Origin of the sequence: Sphingomonas sp., assembly GCF_036402235.1 — a bacterium.
Taxonomy (GTDB): domain Bacteria; phylum Pseudomonadota; class Alphaproteobacteria; order Sphingomonadales; family Sphingomonadaceae; genus Sphingomonas.
This window is the reverse complement of the sequence record NZ_DASWTG010000019.1, coordinates 171,360-186,246: the sequence shown is the minus strand read 5'-3', so window position 1 is coordinate 186,246 and position 14,887 is coordinate 171,360. Positions and strand designations below refer to the sequence as shown.

The window sequence follows — 14,887 nt, the reverse complement described above, 5'->3', positions numbered from 1 at the left end:
TCTTTCTGGAGGGCTGGTACATGCAGAATGTCCTGAATCGGCGTGTGATGCTGGCGGGGCTGGCCAGCAGCGGCTTCCTGCCGGCCGCAGCCCGGGGAGCGGTTCATGCTGCGGATCGGCGCGGCGATTGGGCCTGGCTGGAAGGCAATTGGAAGGTCGAGCACCGCCGGCTGCGGCGCCGTTTGGTGCAGGACAGTCATTGGGATCGCTTCACCGGAACCAGCGCCGTGTGGATGACGCTGGGCGGATTGGGTACGATCGACGACAATCTGCTGCGCCTGCCCGGCGGCGATTACCGCGCGGTCGGAATCCGCGCCTATGATCCGGCTGCCGATCGCTGGTCGATCTGGTGGCTCGACGGGCGCAACCCGACGCGGATCGATCCGCCGGTGACCGGTCGGCTCGAGGGCGACACCGGCACTTTCACCGGTTCGGACCGGTTCGAGGGGCGCCCGATCGACGTGCGCTTTCACTGGCAGGGGATCCACGGGTCGCGCCCGCACTGGCAGCAATCCTTCTCGCCCGACGGCGGCGCGAGCTGGGAGATGAACTGGGAGAATTTCTTCACCCGCACCAGGAAGATACCGGCGCCGCTGCCGTTGCTACCCGAGAGCGATCCCGGCCGAGCGCCCGATGATTGGCGTTTCCTCGCGGGGCGCTGGACGGTGCGCCACCGCAAGCTGCGCAAGCGACTGGCGGGAAGCCGCGACTGGGACGAGTTCGGCGGGACGTTCGTCAACTGGCCGACCCTGGGCGGTAACGGCAATGTCGGCGACAATCTGATGGAGGCGCCCACTGGCGACATTCGGGGCGTGGGGTTCCGGGCGTGGGATCCGGCGACGCGCGAATGGTTGAGCTGGTGGCTCGACGGGCGCGATCCGGGACGGATCGGTGCGCCGCTTCGCGGCAGGTTCGTGGATGGGATCGGGACCTATCTGTCCGACGACACGCACGAGGGGCGCCCGGTCAAGACCCGCGTCACCTGGTCGCGTATCACCGGCCGCACGGCGCGGTGGGAGCAGGCCTTCTCCGTCGATGGCGGGGCGAGCTGGGAGGTCAACTGGACCTCCGATTTCACGAGGGTGGCGTGATGGACCGGCGTGTGGTGATGCAGAGCGCCGCGCTGGTGCTTGCGGGGTTCGGCGCGCGCGGTGCCGAGGCGGTTGAGGATACGCCTTTGCCCCCCGGAACCGCCTCCCGGGGCGATTTCGACTATTTCCTCGGCAGCTGGCGGGTCGAGCACCGCCGGCTGCGCAAGCGGCTGGCGGGGAGCGATGACTGGGAGGAATTTGCCGGCCGCACGCATTGCCAACAGTTGTTCGACGGGTTGGTCAATCTCAATGAGAGCATCTCGTATCGCGGCGGGCGCACCCATTATGGGATGGGCCTGCGTGCGCTGGATGAACGCGGCGAGCGCTGGGTCGATTGGTATCTCGCCGGAAGCGACCTCAGCCGGATCGACCCGCCGCTCTACGGCCGTTTCGCCGGTGGCGTCGGCACCTTCTACGCGCGTGAGACCTTTGAGAAACGGCCTGTGCTGGTGCGCGGCCGGTTCTTTTCGGTGAACCGCGACGAGGCGCGCTGGGAACAGGCATTCTCGACCGACGAGGGGGTGAGCTGGGAGACCAACTGGGTGATGCGCTACCTTCGCACCGCCCCAGTTGCTCCCAACTGACGCATCAGGCGGCCTTGCGCCGCTCCGCCATCTCCTCGTTGAGCATCTCGGCTAGCAGGAAGGCCAGCTCCAGGCTCTGGCCCGCGTTGAGGCGGGGGTCGCAATGGGTGTGGTAGCGATCGGCGAGATCATGCTCGCCAATGTCGATCATGCCGCCGGTGCATTCGGTCACGTTCTGGCCGGTCATCTCGGCATGGATGCCGCCGGCATAGGTGCCCTCGGCGCGGTGCACGGCGAAGAAGCCGCGGACCTCGGCCAGGATGCGCTCGAACGGGCGCGTCTTGTAGCCGTTTGCAGCCTTGACGACGTTGCCGTGCATCGGGTCGCAGCTCCACACCACCGGATGCCCCTCGCGCTTCACCGCGCGGACGAGCTTGGGCAGGCCATCCTCGATCTTGTCATGCCCATAGCGCGTGATGAGCGTGAGGCGACCCGGCGTGCGCGCCGGGTTCAGCGTATCGAGCAGGCGCAGCAACGCGTCCGGCTCGAGGCTGGGTCCGCACTTCATCCCGATCGGATTGCCGATGCCGCGCAGGAACTCGACATGCGCCGAACCCTCGAACCGGGTGCGGTCGCCGATCCACAGCATGTGTGCGCTGGTGTCGTACCAGTCGCCGGTGAGGCTGTCCTGCCGGGTCAGCGCCTGCTCATAGGGGAGCAGCAGCGCCTCGTGGCTGGTGTAGAAATCGGTGCCCTTGAGCTGGGGGACGCTGTCGGCGTCGATCCCGCATGCTTGCATGAAGTCCAGTGCCTCGCCGATCCGGTCGGCGACGTCGGCGAACTTGGCGCTCCACGGGCTCTTGCCCATGAAATCGAGCGTCCATTTGTGGACCTGGTGCAGGTTTGCATAGCCGCCGCTGGCGAAGGCGCGCAGCAGGTTGAGCGTCGCGGCGGACTGGCTGTAGCCCTGGATCATCCGCTGCGGATCGGGTATGCGCGCTTCCGGCGTGAAGGCGATGTCGTTGACATTGTCGCCGCGGTAGCTCGGCAGCTCGACCCCATCGATCGTCTCGGTATCGGCTGAGCGCGGCTTGGCGAACTGGCCGGCCATGCGGCCGACCTTCACCGTCGGCAGCTTCGACGCGAAGGTCAGCACCACCGCCATCTGAAGGATCACGCGGAACGTGTCGCGGATGTTGTTGGGGTGAAACTCGGCGAAGCTCTCGGCGCAGTCGCCGCCCTGCAGCAGGAAGGCCTCGCCGCGCGCGACCTTCGCCAGCTCCTGGGTCAGCGCACGCGCCTCACCCGCGAAGACGAGCGGAGGGAAGCTCGCGAGCTGGGTCGTCGCGGCGTCGAGCGCAGCGGCATCGGGGTAAATCGGGAGCTGGCGCGCTTCGGCCGACTTCCAGCTGTCGGGGGTCCATCCCATGTCCTGCTCCAGGTTGCGGACATGGACGTACCAGTCCTGATGATGCGCGATGCCGTTGGCGGCGATCTGATTGAGCACGGCGGGCGAGGCGCGCTTGCCATCCTCTTCCCAGCCCTGAACGGTGGAACCGGGCGTGTCGAACCACGCGCCGAAGGCGGCGCGGGAAAGGGAGCGTTCCTCACGGAAGCGGCGGATCTTGGAACCGGCTAGAGTCGTCATGATGCCGCCGCCTTACCCCTGGCGGGTAAATGGGTGCAAGGGTAAAATTCACCCCGGGTGGGTAAATCCATGCTTTATGCGCGCTGGCGGTTCAGCCGGCCTTAATGCTGCCCCGTGCGATACCTATATCTGGACCGGGCGCGCCGCCTGACGGGAGTTGTGTAGTGATCCGAATGCTGATGCTGGCGGCGATCGCCGCGACCCCCGCGCTGGCGCAGGAGGCCGAGGACGGCAACGAGCCGCCCCAGCGCGTGCGCAGCGTGCTCCTGTATGGCGATGACCAGTGCCCCAAGCCCGCGAGCGAGGACGAGGTGGTCATCTGCTCGAAGGTTGGGGAATCGCCCTATCGCATCCCCAAATCGCTGCGAAAGAGCAAGTTCTCGCCCGACAGCGTGAGCTGGACGCGGCGCGCCGAGGTGGTGGACGAGGTGAACCGCCAGGTTCTCCCCGGAAGCTGCTCGCCGATCGGCAGCTATGGGCATACCGGCTGCACGATGCAGATGCTGCAGAACTGGCGCGCGGATCGCGCGGCGCGGAAGGCCGAGGAAGCAGCGATCCCCGGCGGGGAAGAGTAGGGGTTACTGCCCGAAGCCGGGTTCGGAGGCGCGCGCGACGGCTTCGCGGGCGGCGGCGAATAGCGCGCCCGCCTTGGCCTCGCACTCGCGCTGCTCATAGGCCGGATCGCTGTCGGCAACGATGCCTGCGCCCGCGGTGACGTGCATCGTCCCGTCCTTCACGATCGCAGTGCGCAGGACGATGCAGCTGTCCATCGACCCGTCGGGCGAGAAATAGCCGACGCCGCCGGCATAAGGGCCGCGCTGGTCGCGCTCGAGCTCGGCGATGATCTCGCAGGCGCGAACCTTCGGCGCGCCGCTGACCGTCCCGGCGGGGAAGCCTGCGAACAGCGCGTCGAGCGCATCGGCATCCGGGCGCAGCTTGCCGACCACGTTCGACACGATGTGCATGACGTGGCTGTAGAATTCGACGGTGTAGCTGTCGGTGACCTTGACCGTTCCCGCTTCCGCCACGCGGCCGGTGTCGTTGCGGCCGAGGTCGAGCAGCATGAGATGCTCGGCGCGTTCCTTGGGATCGGCGAGCAGGCTCAAGCGGTTGACTTCGTCCTCTTCCGCGGTCTTTCCACGCGGACGCGTGCCGGCGATCGGGCGGATCGTCACCTGCTCGTCGCGGACGCGGACGAGGATCTCGGGGCTGGAGCCGGTGAGCGCGAAGCCGGGCAGGTCGAGGAAATAGAGGAACGGCGAAGGGTTCACCCGGCGCAGCGCGCGATAGAGCTCGATCGGCGGCAAGGCGAAGGGCGCGGTGAAGCGCTGCGCGAGCACGACCTGAAAGATGTCGCCGGCGGTGATATAGTCCTTCGCGCGCGCGACCATCGCGGCATAGTCGGCCGCGGGAATGGTCGGCTCGGCCGCGATTTCGACGGCATCGGCGGCGAACTTGGGCGGCAGCGGCGACGACGCGAGGCGCGCGGCAGTGGCGTCGATCCGCTCCGCGGCTGCGGTGAGCAGGGCTTCGGGATCGCGCCCGGCATCGGGCCAGACCGGGCCGACGAGGAACAGCGCATCCGCCAGCCGATCGAAGATCAGGATCACCGTCGGCCGCACGAAGATCATGTCGGGCAGGCCGAGCGCGTCGTTGGCAGCGCGGGGCAGCTTCTCGACCAGCCCGATCGTCTCATAGCCGAAATAGCCGACGAGGCAGGCGAGGGCGCGCGGCAGCTCCGCGGGCACGTCCATGCGGCAGCCCTGGACGAGCGCGCGGAACGCGTCGAGCGTCGGCTGGCCGGCGGGGGCGAAGGCGGTGCGGTCGGTGAGCCAGTCGGCGTTGATCTCCGCCTGCTGGCCATGGGCGCGGAAGACGAGATCGGGGGCAAGGCCGATCAGGCTGTGGCGGCCGCGCACTGCGCCGCCCTCGACCGATTCGAGCAGGAAGTCACCGCGGCCCGGCTCGATCAGCTTGAGCGCCGCCGCCACCGGCGTGTCGGTGTCGGCAAGCTGCCGCCGCCAGACCAGCGCGGGCCGGCCTGCGCCAAGCGCCGCGCGGGCGGCCTCGAGACCCTCGATACCGGGCGTCACGGCGATCAGTTGCCGCCGGTCGACTGGCCGCCGAGCTGCGCCTTGAGCCGCGCGATCGCCGCATCGTCGCGCTTGACGCCGACGGCCTTGCGCGCGGCCGCGACGAACTGCTCGAGATACTCGGCGCCGACCACCTGCGTGAGCCCGGCGCGGGTCTGCGCGACCAGTGCCTTGTCGTTGCTGGCATCGCCCGGCTGGATCGCATCGAGCCACACGACCCAATAGCCGCCGCCTTGGGGCGCTTCGGTCATCTTGGCCTTCCTGGCCGCCATGCTGAACATCAGCCGCACCGGCGGTGGGATCTGCATCCCGGCTCGAGCGAGATCGCCGCGCGCCGCGTCGAGCGGCTGGAGCGGGGGCAGCGCAAGGCCGGTCTTCTTCATCGCATCGGCGATCGGCGTGCCCTTGTTGACGTCGGCGAGCACCGCCATCGCCACCTTGCGTGCGGCCTGAAGCTGGCGATCGCGGATGAAGCCTGCGGCGGCCGCCTCGCGAACCTCCGCCAGCGGGCGCGGCGCGGCGGCGATCACGCGATCGGTCTTGACCAGCGCGAAGCTGCCGTCCTGGCCCAGCGGCACCAGCTGCGGATCGTCGCTGGCCTGCATCGCGAAGCCGGCCTGGGCGATCTGCGCCAGCACGGGATCGGGCGGAGTGGGGGTCGCGGCTGCGGCGGACTCCTGCGTGCGGCCGTCGCCGAACAGCGGCGGGGAGACCTCGGCCTTGAGCTTGGCGTCGGCCACCGCTTCGTCGAACGTGGCGTTGCCGGCGATCGCGCTGTCGATGCGGCCGCGCAGGCCGTTGAGCGCTTCGGCTTCCTTGCGCTGGGTCACCGCGGCCGCGATCTCGCCACGGACCTGATCGAGCGTCTTGCCGGCGACCTGCTCGATCTTCTCGACGCGGACGATGTGCCAGCCGAGCGGCGAGCGCAGCGGGCCGACCACGCCGCCCTGCGCCGCGGCAAAGGCGGCATCGGCGATCTGCGGGCTGCTGGCGCGGGCGAAGCTTTCCTTCTGCGCGTCGGCGATGGTCGAAGGCTGGAGGCCCGCGCCCTGCGCCGCGGCGGCCATGGTCGCGCCGCCCTTGATCTTGGCGGCGAGCGCGTTGGCGGCGCTCTGATCCGCGACGATCACCTGCACGAGCGTGCGCCTGGTGCTGGGGGCATATTTCGCGGCGTCCTGCTTGTAGGCCGCGGCGATCTCCGCCTCGGTTGCCTTGGCGCTTTCCGCGAACTGGTCGGGGCGGACGACCGCATAGCGGATCACCCGGCGCTCGGGCAGCGTGAAGCGGGCGAGGTTGCGGTTGTAGAAGGCCGTCAGCTCCGCATCGGTCGGCGCGGCGCCGGGGGCGATCGCGCTGATCGGGACATAGCCGACCGAGCCCTTGCGCCGCTCGAGCAGCTGCGAGGCATAGGGCAGCGCGAGCTGGTTGGAGACATAGGTCGCGCCGCGGACGACGCCGACCGCGGGGCTCGCGACCCAGCGGGCGAGCGTGCCCTGGCGGATATCGGCGCGGATCTGGTCGGCGGTCAGCCGCTGCTGCTGCAGGAACTGATCGAACGCACGCTGGCTGAACTGACCGGTCAGCGGGTCCGCGAACTCGCGCGCGCCGGCGATCTCGCCGTCGATCGCCGCCTTCGACACCGCCATGCCGTGCTCGTCGGCATATTCCTCGAGCACGGTGCGGTTGACGATATCGTCGAGCACCTGATCATAGCCGCCCAGCGCGACGAACTGAGCCATGTCGAGCGCCGGCTGCTGCTGGCGGGCGCGGGCGAGCGCGTCGTCGAGCCGCGAGCGGACCTCCGCCTCGGTCACCTTGCGGCCGCCCACCTCGACCAGCGCACCGCCCGAGGTGCCGCCCCCGCCGCCAAGATTGGTGATGTCGCCCAGCGCGAAGGCAATGGCGATCACCACCAGCAGCAGCAGGGCGATAACCTTGCCGACGGTCGAGAACAGGATGCTGCGGAGAAAGGTGAGCATGGAGACCCGATCAAAAGTGAAGGAGCGTGCTTTAGGGGGGCGATGCGCCGCCATCAAGCTTGTGAAGCGTGTGGACGGTGCTTAGGGGCTTTGTCCGAAAGTGGACAAGAGAGGGAACGGGATGCGGCGCAAGCTGGTGGCGGGGAACTGGAAGATGCACGGCCTGATCGCCGCGCTGCCCGAGATCGAGGGAATCGCGCAGGCGGCGGCGAAGCATCCGGGCATCGACGTGGCGCTGTGCCTGCCCGCGACGCTGATCGCCCCGGCGGTGACGGTGGCCGCGCGCATGCCGGTCGGCGGGCAGGATTGCCATGCCGCGGATCAGGGCGCGCATACCGGCTGCATCTCCGCCGCGATGCTGGCCGAGGCTGGCGCGGCGTTGACCATCGTCGGCCATAGCGAGCGGCGCGCGGACCAGGGCGAGACCGACGCCGATGTGAAGGGCAAGGCCGAGGCGGCGCACCGGCACGGGCTGCGCGCGATCCTGTGCGTCGGCGAGACGCTGGACCAGCGCGACGCCGGGCAGGCCGAGGCGGTGGTGACCGCGCAGCTCGCCGGTTCGATGCCCGACGGCGCGGCGGCGGACTGGCTGGCGATCGCGTACGAGCCGGTCTGGGCGATCGGCACCGGGCGCACGCCCACCGAGGCCGATGTGGCGGCGATGCACGGGGCGATCAGGGGGAAGCTCAGCGAGCTGCTGGGGGCCGAGACCGCGGGGGCGATGCGGGTGCTGTACGGCGGGTCGGTCAATGGCGGCAACGCGGCGGCGCTGCTGGGATGCGCCGACGTGGACGGCGCGCTGGTCGGCGGAGCGAGCCTGACGGCGGCGAAGTTCGTACCGATCGTGGAGGCGGCGGCGGGGCTTTAGCCGGTTCCCGCGAAGTTGACGAAGTTACGCGGAACGCGATTCATTCTGTCAACCTGGTGCCCGTTTCGGAGGCTGCGCCCGCGCGGAGAGAACGGCCATGGCGAGGCGCATGTCGGGCCGGCGGATCGCGCCGATCTGACGGCCCCTATAGTAGCGCGGGACGGTGATGCCGTTCATCGCGCGGTCCATCGCCTGCCCGAAAACGCGATCGTAGCCGAGCTGGAGCGCCATGTCCCATGCGGCGGCAAAGCTCGCCGCATCGGGGCGCTCGCGCAGGGCATAGGCGGACTGGCGGCTCATCCCGACCGCCTTGGCGGCGCGCTGGACGGTGCCCGCAAGCGCGAGCGCGATGATGAAGTCACGCTGCCGCCGCGGCGTCCAGCCGTCACGGCGATTGGAAGCGCTGGGGACGGGCGTGAAGGCGAGAAGCTCGGCTTCGTCCGTGGCGAGCAGGGTGGGTGAGTCGTCCATCCACCAGCTTATGCGCATGGATGGGGCGTGTAGGAAAGTTGTTTTTGTTCCTGATGTGTTCCAGATGGATTTTGGTTCACGCGAAGGCGCTAAGACGCGAAGAAGAAAAAGAAGGTGGTTCGCGCAGAGGCGCGGAGGACGCGGAGATGCTGGTCTTCTGCGCGAAGCGCTTGCTCCAGCTGGGCGTGGATGCTTGCCGCAGCGACTGAGGAGGAGTGCCGCTGGCGCGGCGGGTGCTGTTCTCTGCGCCTCTGCGCGAAAAACCTTCTTTGTGCCTTAGCGCCTTCGCGTGAACCAAAACCTTTTAGGCAGGCCGCGGCTGATCGGTCTCGCGGAGCAGCCAGGCGCGGGCATGGGCTTCGTCCTTGCGCTCGTACACCTCGTAATGGACGCCGGGGATGATCGCGCTCTCGATCCGGCTGGCGGCGCGCACCCACTCCGCGTCCGCCACGATCGCGACGCGATCGACCGCGCGGATCAGGCGGATGAGCAGGGGAAGGTGCTTCATCTCCTCGGCGATGGCGGAGAGCGCAATCGAGGGCGAGCCGCGGACATCGGCGAGGATGTCGAGCTGCGGGGTCTGGTCGAGGATGGTTTCGAGCCGGGCGAGCGCGGGCGCGACGTCGGCGGCGGTGAAATGGCCTTCCGCCACGATGGCGATGGCGCGGGGGGAGAGGGGGATGAAGGTTAGCACGATTGCCTTGTAATCTCACTCATCGCTTTTGGAGTTTTCCATTTGCTGCCTGTAAAACTCTTCTCGCGCTGCACGCTCCACCGACGTGAAGATGTCAGCTTGCAAATTGCGATGCCCGTTGGCGATTTTACTGAAATCTTCCTGAAGTTTCTTCACATGGTCGGCGACTTTGATGAGCGGGTCTCCTGATCCCAAGCGGCTCACATTCTTATAATCTGTCATATTCAGGCTGTAACGATAGGATTCCTTTTCTTCGGTCGGTGAACGCTTCCACGAGATGGAAACCTCGTAGGCGAGATCAAGAAGCGGATACATCCTGCCGACCCAACTCGACAGTCGCTGACCTGGTTTTAGCAGGCTGATTTGCTCAAAAGGCGTTTTGGGCGTTTCTCGCTTATTCTCGTGATCGACCACTAGTGGCGGGTCGAATGTAACTTCGACATCAAAGGCGGTGGCGTTGCCAGTGTTCACAATATGCAAATCGGCATGCATCATCGACCACTGGTTGGGTTCGATCGTCGCTACAATCTGCGGTTGAGATTGCGCGTTGGCCATCCGCTGCGTTTCGACAGCTAGGATTTTGGTCACTCGCCAGAGAAAAATCGTCGCAATTGCTGTGACGAAGGCCCCTAGTACAGAGGCGATAGCAAGGGCGTTTTGCATATTGGATGGCCTGATGCAGCGGCTGTTGTGACCTCCTTACGCCGCCCGCAAATCGCGCAACGGCAGCTCCGACGTCTCCAGTGACGTCAAATCCAGCCGCTTCGAAGCATGGTCGATGTCGATCCCCACGATCCCGCCTTCGGCGTCGAAATCCACATTCACCTGATCGCTGATCGCGCGGGTTTCGGCGCTGTCGGCACTCGACAGCTCGATATAGAGGCTGTCGGTTTCGGGGTAGTAATGGAGCTTCACGCGCCGGTCTCCTTGAAGTCGCGGTCGAAAAAGGCGTTGTGCACGGTCTCGCCGTCTTCGAGGGTTACGACACGCAACATATAGCGTTTGCCGCCGTCGGTCTCAACTTCGCCCCAGAAGCGGATGCGGCCGTCTTCCTGATCGGTGCGGCGAGGATGGCGGCAATCCATTCGGTGCGCAGGTAAGGGCGTTTGCGCAGGACCTGCTCTGAAAAATAGCGCGTGGTCTTCAACTTCTGCCCTCACCCCGGCCCTCTCCCGATGGGAGAGGGAGATCAGCCGATACTCACAAAGCTATCCATCACCCGCTTCCGCCCGGCCTGTTCGAACTCGATCTCAAGCTTGTTGCCTTCGATCTCGACGATTTCGCCATAGCCGAATTTCTGGTGGAAGACGCGCATGCCGAGTGACAGGTCGTCGCGGCCCTTGTTCCCTAAACTCACCGCGCTGGCGCGGCTTTCGACCACGCGCTTGGGGGCGGTGGTGAAGCTCGACGAGGGCGCGGCGGCGCGTTGCCAGCCGGGGCCTCGGCCGGTGCCGCGGCCGACGTTCGCGAACGGGTCGGCGTGCTCGCTCCAGTTGGCGCGCCATAGGCTGGCGCCGCCGGTCATGGTCGATTCCTCCTCGACATGGGCCTTGGGCAGCTCGCCGACGAAGCGGCTGGGGATCGAGCTGGTCCACTGGCCGTAGATGCGGCGGTTGGCGGCGTGGAGGATGGTGGCCAGGCGGCGGGCGCGGGTGATCGCGACGTATGCGAGGCGGCGTTCCTCCTCCAGCGCGGCGAGGCCGCCTTCGTCGAGCGCGCGCTGCGACGGGAACAGGCCCTCCTCCCAGCCGGCGAGGAAGACGGTATCGAACTCCAGCCCCTTGGCGGCGTGGATGGTCATGATCGTGACCTTGGGCTCGTCGGCCGCGGCGTCATTGTCCATGACGAGGGAGACGTGTTCGAGGAAGGCGCCGAGGGTCTCGTATTCCTCCATCGCGCGGACGAGTTCGGAGAGGTTCTCGAGGCGGCCGGCGGCCTCGGCGGTGCGGTCCGCCTGCCACATCGCGGTGTAGCCGGATTCGTCGAGGATGATCTGGGCGAGCTCGGTGTGGGGGATTCCCCCCGGCTGCGCCGGGACCCCTCCACCGTCCTGCGGACGGTCCCCCTCCCCGAGCGAGCTCGGGGAGGAATAGGCCAGGTCGCGCCAGCGAGCGACGTCGGCGACGAAATTGCCGAGGGCGCGGCGGGCCTGAGGGGTCAGCTCGTCGGTGTCGAGGATGCGGGCGGCGGCCATCAGGAGGGGGATGCCCTCGGCCCTTGCGAGCTGGTGGATCCTGGCGATCGCCTTGTCGCCGAGGCCGCGCTTGGGGACGTTGACGATTCGCTCGAAGGCGAGGTCGTCGGCGCCCTGGTGGACGAGGCGGAGATAGGCGAGCGCGTCGCGGATCTCGGCGCGCTCGTAGAAGCGGAAGCCGCCGACGATGCGATAGGGCAGGCCGGTGGCGATGAAGCGGTCCTCGAACTCGCGCGTCTGGTGCTGGGCGCGGACGAGGATGGCGAAATCGTCGAGGCTCTTGCCCTCGCGGATCTGGGCGGACTCGATCTCCTCGCCAACGCGGCGCGCCTCTTCGGGGCCGTCCCACACGCCGACGACCCTGACCTTCTCGCCCGTGTCCATCTCGGTCCACAATTCCTTGCCGAGGCGGCCGCCATTGTTGGCGATGACTCCGCTGGCGGCGGCGAGGATGTGCGGGGTGGAGCGGTAATTCTGCTCGAGCCGGATCACCTTGGCGCCGGGGAAGTCCTTCTCGAACTTCAGGATGTTCTCGACCTGCGCGCCGCGCCACGAATAGATCGACTGGTCATCGTCGCCGACGCAGCAGATGTTCTTGCGCGCCTGCGCGAGCAGGCGGAGCCAGAGATACTGGACGCTGTTGGTATCCTGATACTCGTCGACCATGATGTAGCGGAAGCGCTGCTGATAGTGTTCGAGCACGTCGCGGTGGGTGCGCAGGATGGTCAGCATGTGCAGGAGGAGGTCGCCGAAGTCGCAGGCGTTGAGGGTGCGCAGGCGGTCCTGATACTGCTGGTAGAGCGACTGGCCGCGGCCGTTGGCGAACGCCTCGGACTCGCCGGCGTCGAGCATGTCGGGGGTGAGGCCCTTGTTCTTCCACTGATCGATCAGCCCGCCGAGCTGGCGCGCGGGCCAGCGCTTCTCGTCGAGGTCGTTGGCCTGGATGAGCTGTTTCAGGAGGCGCAGCTGGTCGTCGGTGTCGAGGATGGTGAAGTTGGACTGGAGGCCGACCAGCTCGGCGTGGCGGCGCAGCATTTTCGCGCCGATCGCGTGGAAGGTGCCGAGCCAGGGCATCCCCTCGACCGCGTCGCCGACGAGATTGCGGACACGCTCGCGCATCTCGCGCGCGGCCTTGTTGGTGAAGGTGACCGACAGGATCTCCGACGGATAGGCGCGGCGGGTCCACAGGAGATGGGCGAGGCGCGCGGTGAGCGCAGCGGTCTTGCCCGTGCCCGCGCCGGCGAGGACGAGGACGGGGCCGTCGACGGTGAGCACGGCTTCGCGCTGCGGCGGGTTGAGCCCGCGCAGATAGGGCGGATCGTCGGGCAGCTCAGGGTTCTGGGGCACGGGTAGGGACATCGGTGAACAGGTAGGGAACGCGGCGAGTCGGGGCAAGCTGCATTGCATGGGCGTGCGGCTTGGGGCAGAGGGGCGGCATGTGGGACAAGATCAAAGGCCGCTTCAACGCGCGGCGCCTGTTGCTGATCGCCGCGCTGGCGGGTGTGGCGCTCTATGTGGGCTGGCGCTCCGGCGGGTTCGAGCAGCAGCCCGAGCAGAAGCCGTGCGTGGCGGGCCGCAACGAGATCAAGGACGACAAGGGGCAGGTGGTGCAGGTGACGCGCACCACCTGTGTCGAGGACAAGAGCAAGTAACGCCGGACCCGCCCGGCCGGGCCGCCGGGTGAAGGGAACGGCAAGGCGGGGAGTGATGGATGGACGCTGACCGGGCACGGCAACGCCGCGCGCTTTGGGCGAGCTTCGTGGGGACGGGAATCGAGTTCTACGATTTCTATATCTACGCGACCGCCGCGGCTTTGGTGTTCGGCAAGCTGTTCTTCATCGGGAGCGAGGCGGAGACGCAGCTCTGGGCGTATCTGACGCTGTCGATCGCCTTCTTCGCGCGGCCCGTGGGCGCCGCGGTGTTCGGCCATTATGGCGACCGCATCGGGCGCAAGGCGACGCTGGTCGCCTCGCTGCTGACGATGGGGCTTTCGACCACGCTGGTGGCGTTCCTGCCGACCTATGAGATGGCCGGGTGGATCGCGCCGGCGGCGCTGTGCGTGCTGCGCTTCGGGCAGGGCTTCGGCCTGGGCGGGGAGTGGGGCGGGGCGGCGCTGCTGGCGGTGGAGAATGCGCCGCCGGGCTGGCGCGCGCGCTTCGGCAGCGCGCCGCAGATGGGTGCGCCCGCGGGGTTCATCGCCGCCAACGGGCTGTTCCTGCTGCTCGGCGTGATGATGACGCCCGCGCAGTTCGCCGGCTGGGGCTGGCGCATCCCCTTCATCCTCTCCGCGGCGCTGGTCGCGGTCGGGCTGTGGGTGCGGCTGAAGCTGGGCGAGACGCCCGAATTCAAGGCGGCGCTGGCCGAGGCGCCCCCGCCCAAGGTGCCGCTGGGCGAGGTGGTGACGCGGCATGGCGGGGCGCTGCTGGGCGGGACGATCGGCGCGGTGGCGTGCTTCGCGACCTATTATGTCGCCACCGCATTCCTGCTCGGCTGGGGGACCAAGTCGCTCGGCTATTCGATGCGGGATTTCCTGGGGTGCCAGCTGGTCGCGATCCTGTTCATGGCCGGGGGCATCTATCTTGCCGCATGGATGGCGGATGCGAAGTTCGACCCGCGCCGCGTGCTGGCGGGCGGGTGCGTGCTGGTCGCCGCGAGCGGGTTCGTGATGGCGCCGCTGATGGCCGGCGGCTTGGCCGGGGTGTTCGTATTCCTGTCGCTGCTGCTGTTCGCGATGGGATTCGTCTATGGGCCGCTGGGTGCGTGGCTGACCGACCTGTTCCCGCCGCGCGTGCGCTACACCGGCGCGTCTATGACCTTCAACATCGCCGGGGTGATCGGCGGCGGGCTGACCCCGTTCTTCGCGCAGAAGCTGGCGCTCAAGGGCGGGCTGACACCGGTCGGCTGGTATCTGAGCGCGGCGGCGGTGTTGAGCCTGGTGGCGCTGTTGCTGTTGCGCGGGCGGCGCGAGGCCGCCTAGCGGCGGCGGTTCGCCAGGACGATGCCGTCGAGCCAGCGGTCGGCGCTGGCGGGGCCGTCACGCAGCATGCGGCGGCGATATTCGGCCTTGTTGCGCGACCAGGCGGCCTGACGCTCGGCAAGGGTGACGCGGGCGGACTGCTGGCCCTGCCGGTGCTTCTGCTGCGCGCGTTGGCGCTGGCGCTGCTGGTGCTTGCGCAGATTGTCCCAGCGCTGGGCATCGAGCGTGGGGTTGAGCCATTGCGCCGCAGCGGGGGCAGGCGGGCTGGCGAACAGCATGACGGCTACCCCGATCGCGAGAAGCTTGCCTGTGGTCATCGTGTTCCTCCGCCGTTCCCCGGCGAGAATG

16 protein-coding genes are annotated in these 14,887 nt (G+C 68.0%); 6 read left to right on the top strand and 10 right to left on the bottom strand.

Annotation, left to right across the window (positions count from 1 at the left end; translation table 11 throughout):
* Positions 1–20: 20 nt before the first annotated feature.
* Positions 21–1,091 carry a hypothetical protein gene (locus tag VGD28_RS04045; protein WP_331027031.1) on the top strand — a complete coding sequence of 357 codons (1,071 nt, stop codon included), beginning with the start codon at positions 21–23 and terminating at the stop codon, positions 1,089–1,091.
* Positions 1,088–1,675 carry a hypothetical protein gene (locus VGD28_RS04040; RefSeq protein ID WP_331027030.1) on the top strand — a complete coding sequence of 196 codons (588 nt, stop codon included), beginning with the start codon at positions 1,088–1,090 and terminating at the stop codon, positions 1,673–1,675. Before VGD28_RS04045 ends, VGD28_RS04040 begins: the two co-directional genes overlap by 4 nt.
* Before the next feature lie 4 nt (positions 1,676–1,679).
* On the opposite strand, the gene VGD28_RS04035 is transcribed toward VGD28_RS04040, so the two are convergent.
* The gene (locus VGD28_RS04035) at positions 1,680–3,044 is read right to left on the bottom strand and encodes a class II 3-deoxy-7-phosphoheptulonate synthase (protein ID WP_331027062.1); all 1,365 of its coding nucleotides are present in this window, start codon (positions 3,042–3,044) and stop codon (positions 1,680–1,682) included.
* A gap of 392 nt (positions 3,045–3,436) precedes the next feature.
* Here VGD28_RS04035 and VGD28_RS04030 point away from each other — a divergent pair, with 392 nt between their 5' ends.
* Positions 3,437–3,838: a hypothetical protein gene (locus VGD28_RS04030; RefSeq protein ID WP_331027061.1), complete on the top strand. Its 402-nt coding sequence runs from the start codon at positions 3,437–3,439 to the stop codon at positions 3,836–3,838.
* Between the two features lie 3 nt (positions 3,839–3,841).
* On the opposite strand, the gene VGD28_RS04025 is transcribed toward VGD28_RS04030, so the two are convergent.
* Positions 3,842–5,356, bottom strand: coding sequence for an anthranilate synthase component I family protein (locus tag VGD28_RS04025; protein ID WP_414714459.1), 1,515 nt, complete (start codon positions 5,354–5,356; stop codon positions 3,842–3,844).
* A 5-nt stretch (positions 5,357–5,361) separates the two neighbouring features.
* Positions 5,362–7,335: a peptidylprolyl isomerase gene (locus VGD28_RS04020; RefSeq protein ID WP_331027029.1), complete on the bottom strand. Its 1,974-nt coding sequence runs from the start codon at positions 7,333–7,335 to the stop codon at positions 5,362–5,364.
* A gap of 121 nt (positions 7,336–7,456) precedes the next feature.
* On the opposite strand from VGD28_RS04020, the gene tpiA reads away from it, so the two are divergent.
* The gene (gene tpiA / locus VGD28_RS04015; RefSeq protein WP_331027028.1) at positions 7,457–8,203 is read left to right on the top strand and encodes a triose-phosphate isomerase; all 747 of its coding nucleotides are present in this window, start codon (positions 7,457–7,459) and stop codon (positions 8,201–8,203) included.
* Between the two features lie 48 nt (positions 8,204–8,251).
* On the opposite strand, the gene VGD28_RS04010 is transcribed toward tpiA, so the two are convergent.
* From VGD28_RS04010 to VGD28_RS03985, 6 genes are all read right to left on the bottom strand, one after another.
* Positions 8,252–8,674, bottom strand: a complete 423-nt coding sequence (locus VGD28_RS04010) for a hypothetical protein (RefSeq protein WP_331027027.1) — start codon at positions 8,672–8,674, stop codon at positions 8,252–8,254.
* Between the two features lie 304 nt (positions 8,675–8,978).
* Positions 8,979–9,368: an STAS/SEC14 domain-containing protein gene (locus tag VGD28_RS04005; RefSeq protein WP_331027026.1), complete on the bottom strand. Its 390-nt coding sequence runs from the start codon at positions 9,366–9,368 to the stop codon at positions 8,979–8,981.
* A 15-nt stretch (positions 9,369–9,383) separates the two neighbouring features.
* A complete protein-coding gene (locus VGD28_RS04000) occupies positions 9,384–10,031 on the bottom strand; it encodes a hypothetical protein (RefSeq protein WP_331027025.1) in 648 nt (215 codons plus the stop codon).
* A 36-nt stretch (positions 10,032–10,067) separates the two neighbouring features.
* Entirely contained in the window at positions 10,068–10,283 is a 216-nt protein-coding gene (locus VGD28_RS03995) for a DUF2283 domain-containing protein (protein ID WP_331027024.1), read from the bottom strand.
* Complete coding sequence (locus tag VGD28_RS03990) at positions 10,280–10,453, bottom strand: hypothetical protein (RefSeq protein WP_331027023.1); 174 nt, start codon at positions 10,451–10,453, stop codon at positions 10,280–10,282. Before VGD28_RS03990 ends, VGD28_RS03995 begins: the two co-directional genes overlap by 4 nt.
* A gap of 104 nt (positions 10,454–10,557) precedes the next feature.
* Positions 10,558–12,921, bottom strand: coding sequence for an ATP-dependent helicase (locus VGD28_RS03985; protein WP_331027022.1), 2,364 nt, complete (start codon positions 12,919–12,921; stop codon positions 10,558–10,560).
* Between the two features lie 77 nt (positions 12,922–12,998).
* Here VGD28_RS03985 and VGD28_RS03980 point away from each other — a divergent pair, with 77 nt between their 5' ends.
* Positions 12,999–13,214, top strand: coding sequence for a hypothetical protein (locus tag VGD28_RS03980; RefSeq protein ID WP_331027021.1), 216 nt, complete (start codon positions 12,999–13,001; stop codon positions 13,212–13,214).
* 59 nt (positions 13,215–13,273) lie between these two features.
* Positions 13,274–14,539: an MFS transporter gene (locus VGD28_RS03975; protein ID WP_331027020.1), complete on the top strand. Its 1,266-nt coding sequence runs from the start codon at positions 13,274–13,276 to the stop codon at positions 14,537–14,539.
* On the opposite strand, the gene VGD28_RS03970 is transcribed toward VGD28_RS03975, so the two are convergent.
* Positions 14,536–14,856, bottom strand: a complete 321-nt coding sequence (locus tag VGD28_RS03970) for a hypothetical protein (RefSeq protein WP_331027019.1) — start codon at positions 14,854–14,856, stop codon at positions 14,536–14,538. The two genes, VGD28_RS03975 and VGD28_RS03970, sit on opposite strands and share 4 nt — an antisense overlap.
* Positions 14,857–14,887: the final 31 nt, after the last annotated feature.

Excerpts from the sequence above, each read along its gene's own strand:
- VGD28_RS03980 (WP_331027021.1), top strand. The coding sequence starts at position 12,999 with ATGTGGGACAAGATCAAAGGCCGCTTCAACGCGCGGCGCCTGTTGCTG.
- VGD28_RS04045 (WP_331027031.1), top strand. The coding sequence starts at position 21 with ATGCAGAATGTCCTGAATCGGCGTGTGATGCTGGCGGGGCTGGCCAGC.
- VGD28_RS03975 (WP_331027020.1), top strand. The coding sequence starts at position 13,274 with ATGGACGCTGACCGGGCACGGCAACGCCGCGCGCTTTGGGCGAGCTTC.
- VGD28_RS03990 (WP_331027023.1), bottom strand. The coding sequence starts at position 10,453 with ATGGATTGCCGCCATCCTCGCCGCACCGATCAGGAAGACGGCCGCATC.
- VGD28_RS04010 (WP_331027027.1), bottom strand. The coding sequence starts at position 8,674 with ATGGACGACTCACCCACCCTGCTCGCCACGGACGAAGCCGAGCTTCTC.
- VGD28_RS03970 (WP_331027019.1), bottom strand. The coding sequence starts at position 14,856 with ATGACCACAGGCAAGCTTCTCGCGATCGGGGTAGCCGTCATGCTGTTC.
- VGD28_RS03985 (WP_331027022.1), bottom strand. The coding sequence starts at position 12,921 with ATGTCCCTACCCGTGCCCCAGAACCCTGAGCTGCCCGACGATCCGCCC.
- VGD28_RS04035 (WP_331027062.1), bottom strand. The coding sequence starts at position 3,044 with ATGGGATGGACCCCCGACAGCTGGAAGTCGGCCGAAGCGCGCCAGCTC.
- VGD28_RS04000 (WP_331027025.1), bottom strand. The coding sequence starts at position 10,031 with ATGCAAAACGCCCTTGCTATCGCCTCTGTACTAGGGGCCTTCGTCACA.
- VGD28_RS04030 (WP_331027061.1), top strand. The coding sequence starts at position 3,437 with ATGCTGATGCTGGCGGCGATCGCCGCGACCCCCGCGCTGGCGCAGGAG.
- VGD28_RS04020 (WP_331027029.1), bottom strand. The coding sequence starts at position 7,335 with ATGCTCACCTTTCTCCGCAGCATCCTGTTCTCGACCGTCGGCAAGGTT.
- tpiA (WP_331027028.1), top strand. The coding sequence starts at position 7,457 with ATGCGGCGCAAGCTGGTGGCGGGGAACTGGAAGATGCACGGCCTGATC.